Annotated in this window: 19 protein-coding genes; 4 read left to right on the top strand and 15 right to left on the bottom strand. The window is 35.8% G+C overall.

What is annotated here, in order from left to right; translation table 11 throughout:
* Positions 1-182: 182 nt before the first annotated feature.
* Together AC106K_RS27590 and AC106K_RS27585 are read left to right on the top strand one after the other, a co-directional pair.
* Positions 183-1,025 (top strand): isoaspartyl peptidase/L-asparaginase, encoded by an 843-nt coding sequence (locus AC106K_RS27590; protein WP_185288587.1) that lies wholly within the window; start codon positions 183-185, stop codon positions 1,023-1,025.
* A gap of 100 nt (positions 1,026-1,125) precedes the next feature.
* The gene (locus AC106K_RS27585; protein ID WP_047095751.1) at positions 1,126-1,362 is read left to right on the top strand and encodes a YtxH domain-containing protein; all 237 of its coding nucleotides are present in this window, start codon (positions 1,126-1,128) and stop codon (positions 1,360-1,362) included.
* A gap of 229 nt (positions 1,363-1,591) precedes the next feature.
* Here the strand turns inward: AC106K_RS27585 and AC106K_RS27580 are convergent, their stop codons facing one another.
* The 15 genes from AC106K_RS27580 to AC106K_RS27510 all read right to left on the bottom strand — a co-directional run bounded on the left by AC106K_RS27580 (position 1,592) and on the right by AC106K_RS27510 (position 12,965).
* Positions 1,592-2,383: a class I SAM-dependent methyltransferase gene (locus tag AC106K_RS27580; RefSeq protein ID WP_482448818.1), complete on the bottom strand. Its 792-nt coding sequence runs from the start codon at positions 2,381-2,383 to the stop codon at positions 1,592-1,594.
* A 21-nt stretch (positions 2,384-2,404) separates the two neighbouring features.
* Positions 2,405-3,142 carry a hypothetical protein gene (locus AC106K_RS27575; protein ID WP_482448817.1) on the bottom strand — a complete coding sequence of 246 codons (738 nt, stop codon included), beginning with the start codon at positions 3,140-3,142 and terminating at the stop codon, positions 2,405-2,407.
* Entirely contained in the window at positions 3,139-3,672 is a 534-nt protein-coding gene (locus AC106K_RS27570) for a PH domain-containing protein (protein WP_482448816.1), read from the bottom strand. The genes AC106K_RS27575 and AC106K_RS27570 overlap by 4 nt, the downstream gene beginning before the upstream one ends.
* Before the next feature lie 63 nt (positions 3,673-3,735).
* Positions 3,736-4,377 carry a GNAT family N-acetyltransferase gene (locus AC106K_RS27565; RefSeq protein ID WP_482448815.1) on the bottom strand — a complete coding sequence of 214 codons (642 nt, stop codon included), beginning with the start codon at positions 4,375-4,377 and terminating at the stop codon, positions 3,736-3,738.
* A gap of 19 nt (positions 4,378-4,396) precedes the next feature.
* On the bottom strand, positions 4,397-5,245 hold the full coding sequence (locus AC106K_RS27560) for a PH domain-containing protein (RefSeq protein ID WP_482448814.1): 849 nt from the start codon (positions 5,243-5,245) through the stop codon (positions 4,397-4,399).
* 11 nt (positions 5,246-5,256) lie between these two features.
* Positions 5,257-6,117, bottom strand: a complete 861-nt coding sequence (locus AC106K_RS27555) for a PH domain-containing protein (RefSeq protein ID WP_482448813.1) — start codon at positions 6,115-6,117, stop codon at positions 5,257-5,259.
* 164 nt (positions 6,118-6,281) lie between these two features.
* Positions 6,282-6,839, bottom strand: coding sequence for a PH domain-containing protein (locus AC106K_RS27550; RefSeq protein WP_482448812.1), 558 nt, complete (start codon positions 6,837-6,839; stop codon positions 6,282-6,284).
* A gap of 14 nt (positions 6,840-6,853) precedes the next feature.
* Positions 6,854-7,708: a PH domain-containing protein gene (locus AC106K_RS27545; protein WP_482448811.1), complete on the bottom strand. Its 855-nt coding sequence runs from the start codon at positions 7,706-7,708 to the stop codon at positions 6,854-6,856.
* A gap of 487 nt (positions 7,709-8,195) precedes the next feature.
* Positions 8,196-8,690: an SHOCT domain-containing protein gene (locus AC106K_RS27540; protein ID WP_482448810.1), complete on the bottom strand. Its 495-nt coding sequence runs from the start codon at positions 8,688-8,690 to the stop codon at positions 8,196-8,198.
* Between the two features lie 19 nt (positions 8,691-8,709).
* Positions 8,710-9,411 (bottom strand): PH domain-containing protein, encoded by a 702-nt coding sequence (locus AC106K_RS27535; RefSeq protein ID WP_482448809.1) that lies wholly within the window; start codon positions 9,409-9,411, stop codon positions 8,710-8,712.
* 12 nt (positions 9,412-9,423) lie between these two features.
* Entirely contained in the window at positions 9,424-10,146 is a 723-nt protein-coding gene (locus AC106K_RS27530; protein WP_482448808.1) for an SHOCT domain-containing protein, read from the bottom strand.
* A gap of 27 nt (positions 10,147-10,173) precedes the next feature.
* Positions 10,174-11,541: a histidine--tRNA ligase gene (gene hisS / locus AC106K_RS27525; RefSeq protein ID WP_482448807.1), complete on the bottom strand. Its 1,368-nt coding sequence runs from the start codon at positions 11,539-11,541 to the stop codon at positions 10,174-10,176.
* A gap of 365 nt (positions 11,542-11,906) precedes the next feature.
* Entirely contained in the window at positions 11,907-12,365 is a 459-nt protein-coding gene (locus AC106K_RS27520) for an HRDC domain-containing protein (RefSeq protein WP_482448806.1), read from the bottom strand.
* A gap of 14 nt (positions 12,366-12,379) precedes the next feature.
* Positions 12,380-12,712, bottom strand: coding sequence for a single-stranded DNA-binding protein (locus tag AC106K_RS27515; RefSeq protein WP_047098272.1), 333 nt, complete (start codon positions 12,710-12,712; stop codon positions 12,380-12,382).
* A gap of 106 nt (positions 12,713-12,818) precedes the next feature.
* A complete protein-coding gene (locus tag AC106K_RS27510) occupies positions 12,819-12,965 on the bottom strand; it encodes a hypothetical protein (protein ID WP_482448805.1) in 147 nt (48 codons plus the stop codon).
* Between the two features lie 214 nt (positions 12,966-13,179).
* Between AC106K_RS27510 and AC106K_RS27505 the strand changes: the two genes are divergently transcribed.
* Together AC106K_RS27505 and AC106K_RS27500 are read left to right on the top strand one after the other, a co-directional pair.
* Positions 13,180-15,564 carry a hypothetical protein gene (locus tag AC106K_RS27505; RefSeq protein WP_482448803.1) on the top strand — a complete coding sequence of 795 codons (2,385 nt, stop codon included), beginning with the start codon at positions 13,180-13,182 and terminating at the stop codon, positions 15,562-15,564.
* Positions 15,565-16,208: 644 nt separating this feature from the next.
* Entirely contained in the window at positions 16,209-16,589 is a 381-nt protein-coding gene (locus AC106K_RS27500; protein ID WP_482448802.1) for a helix-turn-helix transcriptional regulator, read from the top strand.
* Positions 16,590-16,982: the final 393 nt, after the last annotated feature.

Here is a 16,982-nt window from a genome sequence, read left to right as displayed (position 1 = left end):
TTTAATCTTTAATCTTTAATCTTTAATCTTTAATCTTTAATCTTTAATCTTTAATCTTTAATCTTTAATCTTTAATCTTTAATCTTTAATCTTTAATCTTTAATCTTTAATCTTTAATCTTTAATCTATTATTTATAAATTACCTTCGCAAAAACATTTATCAACCTTCATTTATATATTCTATGAAAATCATCATCCACGGCGGTTTTTTCTCGGAAAGTGACCAAAGCCATGAAGTAAAGACTGCAAAGCAAAACTCTTTAAAAGAAATAGCCCAAAAGGCTTTTGAATATCTTCAGACTCACTCTGCTTTTGACAGTGTTGCCTATGCCGTTTCTCTATTAGAAGACGATCCTTTATATAATGCCGGTATCGGTTCACAGATCCAGAGCGATGGTATTATCCGGATGAGTGCCGCTATTATGAATGGGGAAACCCAGAAATTAAGCGGTGTGATCAATATACAGGAGGTAAAGAATCCTGTTTTTGTGGCAAAAGAACTGATTGGTGAAGACGACAGGGTGCTGGGTGGGCATGGAGCCAAAATATATGCTACAGAACATGGATTTGAGAATTTCTCTACGGAAATTCCACAAAGAAGAAAGGAATACGAAGCCAAACTGGCCACCGGAGGAAAAGGAACCGTGGGCTGTGTAGCCATTGATAAAGACGGTAAACTAGCTGTTGCCACTTCTACAGGTGGGAAAGGTTTTGAAATTCCGGGAAGGATCTCAGACTCTGCCACAGTGGCAGGAAACTATGCCAATGCATTCTGCGCCGTAAGCTGTACAGGTGTGGGAGAAGATATTGTAAGCAATGCGACTGCTGCCAAAATTGTCACGAGGGTAACGGACGGAATGAGCCTGGAGAATGCTTTTGATAAAACTTTTGATGAACTTAAGGCCATTGACGGATTTGCAGGAGCCATAGCGATTGATAAGCATGGGAATGTATACCATCAGGATTCCTATCCCACTATGGTTTTCGCCAGTTTTGACGGCAAAAATTTTGATGTCTTTTCTTAAATTTAACATTTTTTTATAAGTCTATTCAATTTTTTGGCACGTATTTTACATAAGTATTAATAACAAATTTTAATATTAATATCTTAAAAAAATAGAAATCATGGGAAACAAAACAAAAGGCTTATTAGCTTTATTAGGATTAGGTGCTTTAGCATATTGGAAATACAAAAATTCAAGTCCTGAAGATCAGCAAGCCGTAAAAGACAAGCTTAATACAGCAAAAGATAATCTTAACAAATGGGGAAATGACCTTAAAAGTAAAGCCAATGATGTTGCTTCTCAGGTTCAGAACAAAGTAGACGAAGTAAAGACTAAGGCTGAAGATTCTTTAAGCTAAAAAACAGATAGTTTTTTTTAACATTCATATATAGAAAAAAGTCATCGCAGTATTGCGATGACTTTTTTGATTTAGACCTATAAAAGCAGATTATAAAAGATATAAAACAGTATCAAATAGCTGAAAATTGTATTCCTTAATCTGCTCTTTTAATTGCTTTTAATTGCCACGAATACACGAATAATGGAAAAAAATTCGTGCATTCGTAGCTAAAAAAATAGAATTCTTTTTACTTTTTCTGTGCTACCAAAGCAAATACAAGCGGGATCTTATTTCCAAACTGCGGAATTCTCCATTTTCCTTTTTCAAATTCTTCCACATGTCTGAAGCATGCATATGGCGACCAGTCGAATTCCCGAAAGGTTTCCAGCTGCATTCCTTTTTTAACCAGATTATCAAGAACCTCTGATAAGGAATGATTCCACATCACATATTCCTGAACAATGGCAGCAGACTGATCGGCATAAGTTCCTTCATAAGTTTCTACAATTGGTTTTTCATTGAAATAATTGTAAGCTACTTTCGTAAAATCGTCATCGAACATCCAGACAACGGGATGAAACTCTGCCATAATAAACTGCCCACCCGGTTTCAGGAACTGTCCGATTACGTCAGCCCATTTTTCAAGATCAGGAAGCCATCCAATGGTGCCATAACTTGTAAATACAATGTCGAATTTCTGATCCAGAACATTAGGCAGATTGTAGACATCTGAACAGATGAATTCTGTATCTGTACCGCATTTCTGTGCCAGATCTCTTGCCGTTTCAATCGCTTTATCTGAAAGGTCAATTCCGGTCACTTTTGCTCCCATTCTGGATAAAGAAATAGAATCCTGACCGAAATGACACTGCAGGTGCAGAATTGTTTTTCCTTTTATATCTCCCAAAAGCTCAAGTTCTATAGAGTTTAATGAGCTTTTTCCTTTTAAAAATTCATCAACAAAGTAGAAATCTGATTTCAGATGCGGTTCTACTTTGGCATTCCACGAGTTTTTGTTTATTTCTAAGTAATTTTCCATGATTTTAAGTTAAAATAATCTTTAATTTCCTTGAATAATATAGTTTTTGGTCATCAGTTTTCTCTCAGGCTTACCAGAATCATCCGGCTGAAACCAAACTTCAACCCTACTTCCGTAGTAATCACCCCATTCTCCTTCCTGAACGGTAAAGTTCTTATCACTGGAAAACTCTTTCAGTTCATCATTGGGATTAACGACTTTCATCAGAGATGCTTTTTTAATTTCTTTTTCGGAGAGAATTCTATTGGTATTAGCGTCATAAATTTTTAAATATACTTTTCCTTTTTCTATTTTATTCAGGAAAACATCATATTTATAGGAACCAGGCTGTAAATAATCATATATCAAGACATTGGGTCCGGTAACTTCAACCAGCTGTTTCTGGCTTTCCTGAACTATTTTCAATGGCATTGAAAACGGTATGTTCTTAGGATTTTTTATATCGTTTTTGTAAGGTTTATAAGGGCTTTTTGGAGGATGCAAAACGAACATAACTCCAATGATAAGGAACACAACACCGCTAAAGAAGCACTGCCACAATCCATTCTTAAACTCCCCTTTCTGGAACAGTCTTGAAATACCTAAAATCAAGCTGACACCAACAAACAAAAACGGCATCATTGTGAAAAAGTTCCAGGTAAAACTGCTAATGGGTAAGATCAGAAGGGCTATCCAACAAAAAACACACAACAATAATGCAAGGAAAATGGTAAAATACCACCTCCAATTCAACGCTTTAAAAGCTAATTCTTTTATCATAACAGATCTATTAGTTTTTTCTTCTGATCATTAAATTCTTCTTCGCTTAAAACACCATTTTCTTTTAATCTTCCCAGCTGTTCCAACTGATCTAACACAGTAGGTTCAGTTTTAGCCTGAACATATTCTTCAGGGTGAGCCATAAAATTCCTTACTTTTTCGCAAAATAGTTCAGCATAATATTTCCCCACTCCATCAATCTCCACAACATCATCTGCTACATGAATATCTATAGAAGCCAATAGCAATGCTGTTTCATATTGGATTGAGCTGATCTTGCTATAGGAAAAATCTTCCACCTTCAGTCCGTACATGAATTCTTTATCTACGAAAATCACTCTTCGGTCTGTAGCCACCAGAATGATATGATGGGTGGTTATTTTATTTCTGCCTTCAACGAGATAGACAATTTTTTCATCCACGGATAGTATATCCGGAAGTTCATGAATTTCTTTTCTGGCAAAAAAGGTTGGATTGATGTCCAGTTTCTCGAGTTCGTCTTTGATTTCATCAAGTCTTGATCTACTCATAGTAATAGTTTATGGAGGCTAAATTACAAGAAAAATAATTTACATCGGGAAAAAATCTTAGTACTAAGCCGGGATTACAATGGAAGTGTATATGCTGTACACTTCCCAGCCCAAACTTTCATACAATAGCTTTCCTTCTTCTGTGGCTACTAAAAAATTATTGGTAAATCCTTTTGACAAGGCTATTTTCTCAAGTTCTTTCAGTAAAAAGGAAGCAAGACCTTTCCTTTGGTGGGTTTTCTCTGTGACAATTCTATCATAAACAGCAAGATGATCAACCAGAACAACATGGCCTATTGAAGCCTGTTCACCGTTTTCAGCAATGATCTTAATGGTGTAAGTGGAATTATAATAGCTATGTTCCACGCTATACCCATCAGATAGTTTTACTTCCGGGAAGTTCATCGGGTGAAAGCATGTCATCATATACCCCTGCGGCTGAAGTTTCCATCTTTTCGGGATTCTTTCTATGAACTGATCGGCAGAAGTACATACTTTCAGATATACCCAGGGCTCAACAATTGAGTTGGCGAGCTGAAAGAAATCTTCATTAAGCGCTGCGAATACATATCGTTCTTTCTGGTTTTCATACCCTACCACAACTTTCAATCCCGATTGATATTGAGCGGCAAAAGGCAATTCCCGGGATAAAGACCATCCTTTAAGCCAGTTTTCCACGATTTCTGCAGATACTTTACCCATCATAATCCGTTTGTTACAAATCTTATCCCAACTGTTCCAGCAGCTTCTTTTTCTGTTCTGCAAATTCAGCGTCTGTAAGAATTCCATTTTCTCTCAGCTTGCCTAGTTTTTCAAGCTGTTCAAAAACTTCTTCCGAGGATCTCTCCTTCACCACAGCACCGCCGCTAATTTGTTTTTGAGGTTCTGCCGGAGGAGCATTATAAATGGTTTTAATCTTATTATAAAACTTCTCAGCATCTTCTTTATCCATATAGCATTCAAATTCTACGACCTTCTCGTCCAAATGCAGTTTAATGATCGGGGATCTTGGATCTTCTACGAAACTTACGGATCTTATCGTTTCATTAGGATATTCATTAATCTTTGCCGCTCCAAACATTGATTTCGATACGGAAAGCATCCTTAAAGGAGTTACCAACAAAACACCGGCATCTAGTGTATTAATAAACTGGGCGTCCGTTATGGCAATAATCTGTTCCTCTTCCGAAATCAGATAAGGAAGTTCTTTGATCTCCCCTTTTGTAAAGACTGAAAGGTTAGCTCTCAGTTTTTCCAGTTCGTATTTAATCTTTCTCTTTCTTCGTTTATAAACTTCGCCTGATATATTCTGTGGTTCAGACTCTGTAAGTACAGGAAGGTTCTGCTCTACTTTCAGAACTTCCTGAGCAGGCTCTGCGCTTCCCTTTTGTAACAGGTTATTAATATCATCAATGCTGAACATATTGAGATTATACAGCAATTCCTGGTTGATATTGCTTATTTTATCAAGACATTTATTGCATAAAACTCCTCCGTCTGACAGTTTATTCACTCCCAGAAGCGTATCCATAGAAGTCAGTTCAGAATTACACAATGAACAATTATTACTCATTTCTTTTGTTTTTATAATTTATCAAGCAACTTTTTTTTCTGTTCGGCAAACTCTTCATCGGTCAGAATTCCACTTTCTCTCAGTTTACCCAGTTTTTCAAGTTTATCAAAAATAGCCGCAGGATCTTCTTTTTTCACAGGACCTGGCTTAGGCTTCTCAGGCTGTTTTTCTTGCTGGACCTGTTGTTGTTGTTGTTGTTGTTGTTGTTGTTGATTTCTGGAATTATACACATACCCTTCTACGGCATCATAAAATATTTTGGCTGCGTTTCTGCTGTACAGTTTAAATTCTGCCTTTAAACTTTGTGTGAATATTTTCAATTCGGAAGAGATCAATCCGGTGCTATGCTGTACAGAAGTAATCTGATGATGGAGAAATTCATTTTCAGACACTCCGCCAAAGAGCTTTTTATCAACAAAAACTACTCTCCTTTCCGTAGAAACCAAAATTCCCTCAAGATTATTATACAGGTATTTTCCCTCAGCAATGGCAATGATCTTTTCATCTTTATCAAGTACATTGACAAGTTCACTTACTTCACCGTTTACAAAAATACTGAGTCTGGCATTTAAAGCGGCAATCTGATCCTTAATTTCATCAAGTCTACCTGTTGCTGATGTTCCTGAGGTAAAGCTAAACTGAATGGAATGTGAAGTTTGGGTAATCACTCTAGGGGCAGAAACTTCAGGCTCAATCTGCTCCTCTTCTTCTTCCTCCATATTTTCTCTGAGCACAATATCCCTTATCTGTACCAAACTATAGTTGGCAAGATCAGATACCAGTTCTTTATTAATATTAGTTGCTTTATTCAGGCATTTATTGCACAAAGCGCCACCATCTGAGAGTTTATTTTCTCCTAAGAGTGTGTCCATTGATGTTAATGGCAATCCACATAGAGCACAATCCGTGTTCATCTTAATTGTTTATGTTTAAAAGTTTTTTCAAGTCGAAACAGGGGATAAAGCCTGTTCCTTCTTATGTTCAACCAAATTACAAATTTCGGATGTATTTCGGTTTCTTTCTTTTTTCTGTATGTTCAGAGTTTAGCCAGAAGCCTTTGCTTTTGTGCTGCAAACTCTTCATTGGTCAGAATTCCTTTTTGCCAAAGGTCTCCCAGTTTTTCAAGCTGTTCAAAAATATCCTGATCAGGATTCGAATCATTTTCTTCAGCTATGTGCTCTTGCTTCCATTGAGAGAGAAAATTGCTCACTTTCTCGCAAAACGCCTGTGCATACAACATCCCATTGGTATCGAAAACAATACCTTTTCCTGATACAATGATCATTAGACTATGATGGGGAACAGTATGCGGAAAACATTTTATCTCAGCAACCTCGTGGTAAGGAATTCCATTTTCAAACTGATTAAAAGCTGTGGTATTTGTAAAGATAATTCTCCGGTCAGTTGCCAGCAATAGTCCATAATCTTTCTCCCTGCTGCTGGCAATTGCACTGATAATTTTCTCATCAGGTTCAAGAATATAGGGTAGATTAGCAGCTTCCTTTACAATCAAAAAAGGCTGTATCATCATACTTTTTGTACTGATCTCTTCTTTTATTTCCTCAAGTCTGAGCCGAGTAGATTTTTCTATCATTGCAATAAAGACGATTACAGTTTATCTAAAAGTTTTTTCTTTTGTTCCGCAAATTCTGTGTCCGTCAACACACCCATTTCTTTCAGTTTACCCAGCTTCTCCAACTGTTCAAAAACATTTCCTGAAGCTTCTTTATTGGCTGTACTGTATACATTCTCCTGAGCCAGCCCCGGGATCGTTTGAGAAAACGCCTGCAACGGTCTGGATTCCTGTTTCAAAGGTTCAGAATAACGGAAATTACTGTTAATTCCCGTAAATGCCCTGCCATCATTTTTATTATGTAATTTAAATTCTGCGATACCTATATTGCTATTGATCTTCAAAATTGAATATAACAGATTTTCAGTATGGTCAATAGAAGAAATGCTCTGAAGAGAAAATTCATTCTTTACCACTCCACCTAAAAATTTCTTATCGATGAAAGCTACTCTTTTTTGAGTCGAAAAAATGATCCCTTCTCTTTTACTTTGAAGGTCTATTCCTTCTGCTATGGCTAAAATCTTCTCATCTCTATCCAGAATATTGGCCAATTCATTTACTTCTTCATTGGCTAAAACACTTAGCCTGGCATTCAGAGCAACGATCTGATCCTTGATTTCGTCCAGTCTGGTAGGAGCATCATATGCATAATTACCTCCACCTGAGTATTGTGCCTCACCTGGATTCTGGCTGGCATCAATCTTACTTTTAAGGATCATGCCTGTAATTTCAGCAAAATAAAACTGATCGAGATTATTGATAAGATCCTGATTGATACGGACCGCTTTCGTAAAGCATTCAGCACACAAATAACCGCCGTCAGCGAGTTTATTTTTTCCCACGAGCATATCTGTGGCCGTCAATGGCGTTCCGCATAATGCGCAAATCATATTCATTTGGTTTTTATGTTTAAAAGTTTGACGAATTTGGGCAGTATTTCTACCCTGTTCTGTTTATATCGACCCCAAATTACAAATTCTGATCCGATTTTTCTGCTTAAAAATATTCAAATCTTATCATTTTTCAAAAACGATTCTTTTTTGCTGTCCTCATTTTAAAGTATTGAGTGTTCAAGGGCTGAAAAAACTATTAAAGTCTTATGGCTATTCTGTACAGAAAGTAAAACTTCATCCTGATATTTTGCATCTTGACTGCACTCTCGGCTTTGTAAAGGAAGAGCTGATACTCGTTTGTGAAGATGCATCTCTGAAAGGAATTCCTTGAACAGATTAAGAAGAAATTAATCAAAGTGAAATATGTTGATTTCTCGATCAGCAGAAGTTTCGGCGGATTTTTCCGATGCAACACACAGTCCTTATTGATAGCGTAGAGAAAATATTTCGAAGAAAGTATGATGCTTTCTGCTTTGTGTTATCTTTATAACTTTTCCAAAAGTTTCTTTTTTTGCTGTGTAAACTCGTCATTGGTAAGCACTCCGTTTTCTCTCAGCTTCCCAAGCTGTTCCAACAATTCAAAAACAGAGGTATCAGAAATAACTTCATTTGGGTCTATTCCGTTAAGGAAATTGTTTACAGCATTACAAAATTGCTGAGAAAGTTTCGGATTTGATTTTTCCAATACAAAGACTCTCTCTTCTGTATTTATTTCAAGAACTTTCAAAGAATCTGAATAAGCTACGGATGTAATTTTTTCATGAGGGATCACTTCGATAAAGTCTATTCCGATTCCTTTGAAAATAATACGGCTATCAGTAGAAAACAGAAGAACAGCAACTTCATCGTAAAGCCCATCAATGATATGAATAAGCTTTTCTTCTTCCATCAGAATATCAGAAAGTTTATCAATTTCTTCCACAGTCCATGACAATAGATCCGGATTAATATATTTAATTTGATACTTGAGGTTTTGCATGGTTTGGAGATCAGAATTTTTACAATTTACTAAACAATTTTGCTTTTTCCGCTGAAAATTCATCCTCTGTCAAAATTCCGTTCTGTCTGAGTTGCCCAAGCCGTTCTATCAAATCTAAAATTACCGGAACAGAATAATCCTGAGTTTCGGTTTCCTTGGAAGAATTCTGTATAAAACGATTTACAGCATCACAAAAAGGCGCCATGTATTCGGGAGTATCGGTTTCAATTTTAATCGTTTTCTGGGAAATAGTAATCGTAATGACATGATCTGAAAGTGAAAAATCAATTGAACTAATCAGATCAAGAGCTATCGTTTCTTTAAATGCAAATGTCAGATAATCTCCGGCATCAATGAAAATTAATCTTTTATCTGTTGAGATAAGAGTCCCAAATCCACGCTCGGAATGTTTCCCAAATATCCCGTGAATCAGCTGATCATCATTAACTGTCCGGAAAATCTTTCGTAATGTCGTTTCCGAATAATCAAATAGAGTTGAATTTACTTTGAATAGCTTGGTCACGAATTCTCTAAACTCAACCTCCTTTTTGAGTAATGTTTTAACCTGATAGAGACTGAATTCATTAGAATGGGACGAGAAACCACTATATATTTTGTTAGTGTCAGATTTGCAATCGCCACAGATTTCTATATTATCCTGAAGTGTTACCTTACTCCAAAATGATATTTTACCTTCGCAAACAGGACAGTTCATACTCATTTCTTATAGGTTTTAGAGACGTTCAAGTAATTTTGACTTTTGTTCAGCAAATTCTTCATCCGTGATGATTCCATTTTGACGGAAGCTACCGAGCCTTTCCAAAATATCAAAAAGCGATGGCTCATTAGTATTCTGGGAAGGCTCAGCTTCTCCTTGTCCTTTATTGTTGATCTGGTCTATCTGTTGTCTTATTTTAATGCAAAATTTCTCAGGTTGATTCATAATTCCTGAAAAAAACAATGTAGCTTCCGGAGTTGTGATTTTTATCTGATTATTGATCGAAATAAAATCTACTGAAGTGACTTCTTTATAATCAATACATTCTGGAAGTTTTATCTGTGAATTTGCTCCTACAAACATCAATCTTCTGTTCGTAGCAAGCAAAATACCGCGCTTATTCCCATACAATGCTCCGGCAGCATGCACCATGCTTTCACCGTCAGCAAGGGCCATGAATAACTTCGTAATCATGGCAGTGTCGGAAACTGTAATAAGATAAGTTTTTGCAAGCTCACGCAAGAACCACTGAAACTTTGCTTCTTTCACCAACAGCTCCTGCATCTGAAAAGAGGTATATCCTTTGAAATAAACAAGGTTCCCTAGATCCATATTCTTGAAAGCACCACGCACTTTTTCGCTACAAGGATCACATAGGTAGGTCTTATCAGAGAGTTCTTCTGTCTTAGAAAAAAAACCGGTTTGCAGTGGCGTTAAACAACCGACACATTTCTCCATAATGAAACGATGTATTGACTTATAATTTTATCCTAAAAACTCTGCCAGAGAAACGGTCTTTTGCTCTCCTGCTTCCAGATTTTTAAAAGTAACGGTATTGTTTTTAATCTCTTCTTCGCCTAAGAAAACAAGGTTTTTAATTCCCTTCTTTTCTGCATAGGTAAACTGCTTGTTGATTTTTGCATTTTCAGGGTATAATTCTGCAGAAATTCCTTTTGCTCTCAGCTGCATAATCAGCTTTAAAGCTTCTGTAGTTTCTTCACCTCCAAAATTGGCAAACAGGTATTCTATCTGAGAAGTTGCTTCTTCCGGGAACAGGTTCAGTTCTTCCATTACCAGATAGATTCTATCCAGTCCGAATGAAATTCCGATTCCAGGGATATTTTTTACCCCAAATACTTCGGTAAGATTATCATATCTACCACCTCCACCGATAGAACCCATTGCTACTTCATCTGCTTTTACTTCAAAAATAGCTCCGGTATAATAGTCAAGTCCTCTTGCTAGGGTAATATTGAATACCAGATTCTGCATATCAACTCCCAGGTTCAGAGATTGTGTAAGAACAAATTCCAGCTCTTCTACTCCTTTCAGACCGATTTCGTTACCTGCAAATTTTTCTTTCAGCTGAAGAAGGTTTTCTAATGCATCATCAGACTGGCTGAATAAGAAGTCCAGTTTATCGATAGACTCCTGAGAGATTTCTCTTTCGAGTAATTCTTTTACAACGCCATCTTTCCCGATTTTATCCAGTTTATCCAGTGCTACTGTAAAATCAATCAGCTTATCTGTAATTCCTGCATATTCTGCCAATCCGGAAAGGATCTTTCTGTTGTTCATATGAATGGTAACAGGGACCTTCAGGTCTGCAAAAGACTTCAGATATAATTGAACCAAATCTACTTCCTGCAATAAACTTTCACTTCCTACAACATCCGCATCACACTGATAAAATTCTCTGTATCTTCCTTTCTGAGGGCGGTCTGCTCTCCATACCGGCTGAATCTGAAAACGTTTGAACGGAAACGTCAGTTTCCCATGATTCATAGCCACAAATCTTGCAAAAGGTACGGTAAGGTCATAACGAAGGGCTTTATCCGTCAGCTTATCTGAACTGAAAGGCTTCTCTAATGCTCTCTGAAAATGATCAAGCATTTCTGTTTTTTTATCATCCTTTGCTTCATTAATACTTGAATTCAGGATTTTAAAAATCAAGCGGTCTCCTTCTTCTCCGTACTTTCCTGTCAATGTAGAAAGATTTTCAAAACTTGGGGTTTCCAATGGCTGAAATCCGAATAATTCAAAATTATTCTGTAAAATACCGATGATATATTTTCTTCTGGAAACTTCCTGTGCCGTAAAATCTCTCGTTCCTTTTGCTAAACTTGGCTTCATTTCTTGTATGTCATTTTGATAGATGCAAAAGTACGGAATTGCAGGGACTTTACACAGTATAAAAAGCCAGGAAAGATTTCTTTTCCCAGCTTTTGTTGCCGGATAATCATTTATTAAAGCTGTTTGCACTTTTTATTAAACCAGCGAAGAGGCACAAAAGCTTTTTAAACACTTTAGTTATTTAAGTTATATACTTTGCGAATAAGAAGTACACTTTAGCTTTGTTGAAAATCAAAGATTTTCAGCTTATGTAAACATTATTGTGTGGAAGTTCCTTAAACTTTCTAAAGTGTACTAAAGTGTTGAAAAAATAAAAACTTTTTGTGACTTTTCTGGTTAAGTTTAGACAGATTTATTCTAAGAAATCAGACATTTTCAATAATCTCAAGAATTTCTTCGCCATAATTTTCAATTTTGTGTTTTCCAAATCCTTTGATCTCTAGCAGTTCTTCTTTTCTGGCGGGCTTATACTTAGCGACAGATACCAGCTCTTTATTGCTTGCGATGAAATAAGTAGGCAGATTCTGTTCCCTGGCTTTTTCTGATCTCCAGAGCTTGAGGGCATCCAGAATTTTTTCTTCATCAGAATTCAAAGCTTCATTTTCTGCAGAATATTTAATCAGTTTTGGCTCTTTCACTACTGTATTTTTCACTACTTTCTGGTTCTCAAAATACAAGATCACAGACCAATATCTGTCTTCGCTTACAAAAGCGGTTTCCACTTTTATGATTTCGTTGGTTTCCAGGAAGTCATCCAGCATTTTCTGATCTTTGTAAAGGAATTCTTCGGGAAGCCTTATTTTAAAAACTTTCACTTTCATCATTTGTATTTTTAGAATTATTTGCCTCCTAGTAATAGGATCTCGTCTACACGAATTTCTGTGATATAGCGCTTTGCGCCGTCTTTGTCGTCGTACGATCTGTACGTAATTTTCCCTTCAATGGCAATTTCTTTTCCTTTCGAAACATATTTCTCGAAAATTTCGGCCGTTTTCCCAAATGCAATCAGATTGTGCCATTGGGTTTCTTCTACTTTCTCGCCTTTAGCATTGGTGTAATGATCGCTGGTAGCTAATGATACACTTGCTTTCAGATTTCCATTTTCGAAGTTTACCATTTCAACTTCTTTACCTGTGTAACCAATAAGTGTTACTTTGTTTCTTAGTGACATAACTTTTGTATTTTAAAGATTAATAATTCAGATAAGAGACGTTCACTGTTTTCTCAAATCTCTGTAGCAAAGTTGTGGATGTCACCACACAATAGTCGGTAATAAACTATTTAAATTCGTTTGTAGTCGTTTGTAAACGGATAATAAAATTGAAGGAATACTGTATAAAATGATAATAATGAGAATTAAAAAGTGCCAGAGCATCAAAAGAATCATGGTTCGCTTCAATCCATGATTCAAATTTAAGTTTCATGAGATATTAATTTAGTTTTAGTGATCAATTTACGAAAACAAACTAGTTTGGTAAAATTAATAAGATTATAATATAAAATTTCTTATCTTTGAGTAAAACGAATTAAACCCTGAAACTCAAAATTTTTTTATGTATCCACATAAACAGAAAAGATAATATGTTGTCAGGATAATGAAGGGAATCTTCTTTTGGGTTCGGTATAAAATTTACCACCATGGATAAATTCTTTGAATTACTTGAAAATCTGATAAATACCATTAAAGGTAATGGATTATTTATTTTACTCGCTATTCTTTTACCTGTATTGTTATATTATTTTGGTGCCGGTTCTGAAATAATTAACGATCTTGCCAGCCCCGATCGGGATCTATCGAATTTCTTTGTTGCCAATTCATTTATCTTTCTTGCTCTCAGCATCTGGTGTGTTCCTACAGCTGCTATTTATCTCTTTACCTCACTTACCCGAACAGCAACAGAAAATAGAGTTATAATACTGGACAAGCTTCTGGACATCTATAATGCCAAACCGAAGGAAGTTGATATTTCAAAAAAAATTGAAATCCCAGTAAGGTATCTTGCCGTATTACCCTGGTTGCTGTATACTGTTACCCTAGGTAATGTAATTCATGGAAAAAAGTGTATGCTGCTGCTTATCATGATGATTGTTATAACCATTATTCTCTTGAATTCCTTAACGAATTCCTTAAGGAAAGGCATAAAAAAGAAGTTTGATGAAATGGATATCCGACTGAAAAGATACTGGGAAGCACTTGTTATTCTTGCGGGAGCTATACTTCTCTTTATCTTTTTTCATACAGGAACTCTCGGAAGTTTGGAGCCCTATTATGATTCAATCATCATCTTTATCAATTTTTTTGGTGCTTTATACCTTTATGCGTTTTTCCTGGTAAAAGAAGAGTCCGAAAACTTTCCCAATACAGATCCCGATAAGCAGAATATTACACAAATGCTTATGAAAAAAACACTTATTATTCATATCGCTGTTTTGGTCATAGCCATCGGAAGTATAGTATTTTTCTACATTCAGCAGACCAACGGGACTATATATACCACTTCTGTCATTACGGTAGGTACTATGACCATGAGTTTCTTCATCTTAATGATCGAGTTCCTTTTTACGTCTCAGATGCTTATGGCAAGAATTATGAAAATAAGCCTGGCAGATACCCGCCTACGCTATACATTTTACCGATATGCAGTGGGAGCTTCTGCTGTTTTTTGCATAGGAACTGCTTTCAGATCCTGCAATCCTCATACATTCCGGAAAGTACCCATGGAAAAACAATTAGCACTTGACAAAAAAAATTATACTGACGTTATCGGAAGGGAGAATATTGAAGCTTATTTTACAGAATGGTATCGCACCCGGACCGAAGGTAAGAATATTGACACTCTGAATATATACCTTGTATCAGGACAGGGAGGCGGCTCACGAGGAGCAGCCTGGTTTTTAATGAATATGTATGAACTAGACTGCCTCAATTCAGATTTCTATGACAACCTGTTTTCTATATCCACCGTTTCAGGATCTACTTCCGGAGCTCAAATGTTTCTGGCATCCAAAGAACTGGGAGTATTAAGCTCTCAAATGGAGGATAGGGAGACAGCAGCGAAAAAAATTTATGAAAAAAATTATCTCAGCAGTGCATTTTTCGGAATGCTCATAGGAGATTATATAGAATCTGTTATCGGCGAAAATGATAGAAACTCTTATTTCCAGGCAGAAGAAATGGAAGCATTTAAGCAGGCTTTTCCTCATCAAAAGTCAGACAAAGATGCAGCCGATAATTTCTTTAATATGGATTATCTATCAATTTATAAAAGAAAACCTTATAATGTACCTCTGTTCCTTATCAATGCTACCGTAGTGGAAAATGGGAAAAAAGTCGTCTTCAGCCCTATTCAACTGAACGCTCCTCTGTTTGTACGGGACAACAAGCGAAAACCTCGTTTCACCTATTATGAAGACGGATATGGTATTTTCAGAAATTGCGAATGGTCTCGCAACAAAGGTTTGCCCCTATCAGCTTGTGTGAATGCAAGTCAATCCTTTCCTTTAGTGAATGCTTACAGCTATCTTCACGGAGTAGGACGTTTGGCAGACGGCGGACTTTTCGAAAATTCGGGTACATCCACTACTGCCGAAGTGTATCTGGCTCTTAAAAATATTTTGAATCGAAATAAAACCATGAAAGCGAAATTCACGATCATTACGATTCTCAACGGAAAAATAGATGATAATGAGGCTGTAAACTACAAACGTGCCTCTATTCTCAATACCCTTACAGCAGTAGCCAAGAATCCTTTTACAGGACACGAATTAATGGCCGTAAAACAGCTCGATAAATTATATTCATTGACTGACTCTACCAAGCAAGACAGGCTGATCACTATTGAACTGAAAAAAGAATACCATCTTAGCAGAATATTAAGCAAGCGGACATTAGACAGCATCCGTAATGATCTGAAGAAAAATGTAAAAGACTATCCGCAAAGTTATTCTTTCCATACAATACAATCATCTGCAAAAGAAATTTCTCAATTTCCTACTAAAAGTTCTTTGCTTATCCAGAAATAGTCTTAAGGACTTAAAAGTATCATTTCAGGAGTGATAAGATCACCCGAAAAGGTAATAGGATGTATTGAAGAATACTACTATATTCACATCATAAAACTAATCATCATGGCAGAAATTAAATTAATTCTCACAGGGGAAAAGTGAATGTAAAAATCACAATTACCCAGCTTATTGCAACAGGATATGTTTAAAAGAAATAGGATAAAACCCCATAAATAAATAGTTTAAAAACATTTATTACAAAAAAATGAACACTCTACATTACATATTTAAAAACTTTGTTTCTTAGTGACATAACTTTTGTATTTTAAAGATTAATAATTCAGATAAGAGACGTTCACTGTTTTCTCAAATCTCTGTAGCAAAGTTGTGGATGTCACCACACAATAGTCGGTGATAAACTATTTAAACTCGTTTGTAGTCGTTTGTAAACGGATAATAAGATTGAAGGAATGCGGTATAAAATGGCAATAATGAGAATTAAAAGACGCTAATATTCATTTTAAAATTAAAAATTTAACAACAAAAAAAACAATCTTAAAATATTTTTCATCAATCAAAAAACATTGAAAATACCTCTACAACAAGAGATTTTTTTCTATTTAATTTAATTTTTTTTTTGCAAATTTGTAAAAATGTCTGATATGCAAAAAGAAAAACTACGTACAGCAAGAAAGATGAAAGGCATCACTCAGCAGCAAATGGCTGATATGATCCCAACTGATGTTTCCAATTATAGCAGAAAAGAAAGTGGCGCTGTATCTATTACGCAGACAGAATGGAACAAACTTGCCAAATTTTTAGAGGTTTCTGTAGAGGAAATCTACGAAGAAGATGAAGCTAAAATTATTATTGAAAATCCTGTTTTTAATGATAGTCCGGGTTCAAATGTTGGTAATAGTGGTTTTTCAGCCAACAATATGGGATATATCACAAATGAATTAAGCATAGAAATTATAAAAACAATGCAGGACTATATTGCTTTGCTGAAAGAGGAAATCGATAGACTGAAAGAGAAACAATAAGGTGACTCTTTGAGATAGCTGAAATTAAGATATATAAATCAGGATGGATTATTTTCTATCCTGATTTTTTTTGCCACGAATGCACGAATCCATTTTTGTTTTTTAACGCTAAGGTTCGCTAGAAACGTTTAATACTATTGTAAATATTTCGATCGCAAAGGCATTCTATTTAGCAAAACACGCTATAATTCAATAGCTGAGTGTAACGTCTTTGCGAACGAAAAAAAATAGATGAATAAAACTTTTGAGTACTCTGCGCGATCTTATGAATCTGTGAGCATTTTTTGGGCTGCGGATACACAAATTCATTTTTGTTTTTAACGCTAAGGTTCGCTAGAAACGTTTCATACTATTGTAAATATTTCGATCGCAAAGGCATTCTATTCAGCAAAA

Source organism: Chryseobacterium sp. FR048 (assembly GCF_056844665.1).
The sequence above is the reverse complement of the archived record's forward strand: the minus strand, read 5'-3'. Positions and strand labels throughout refer to the sequence as shown.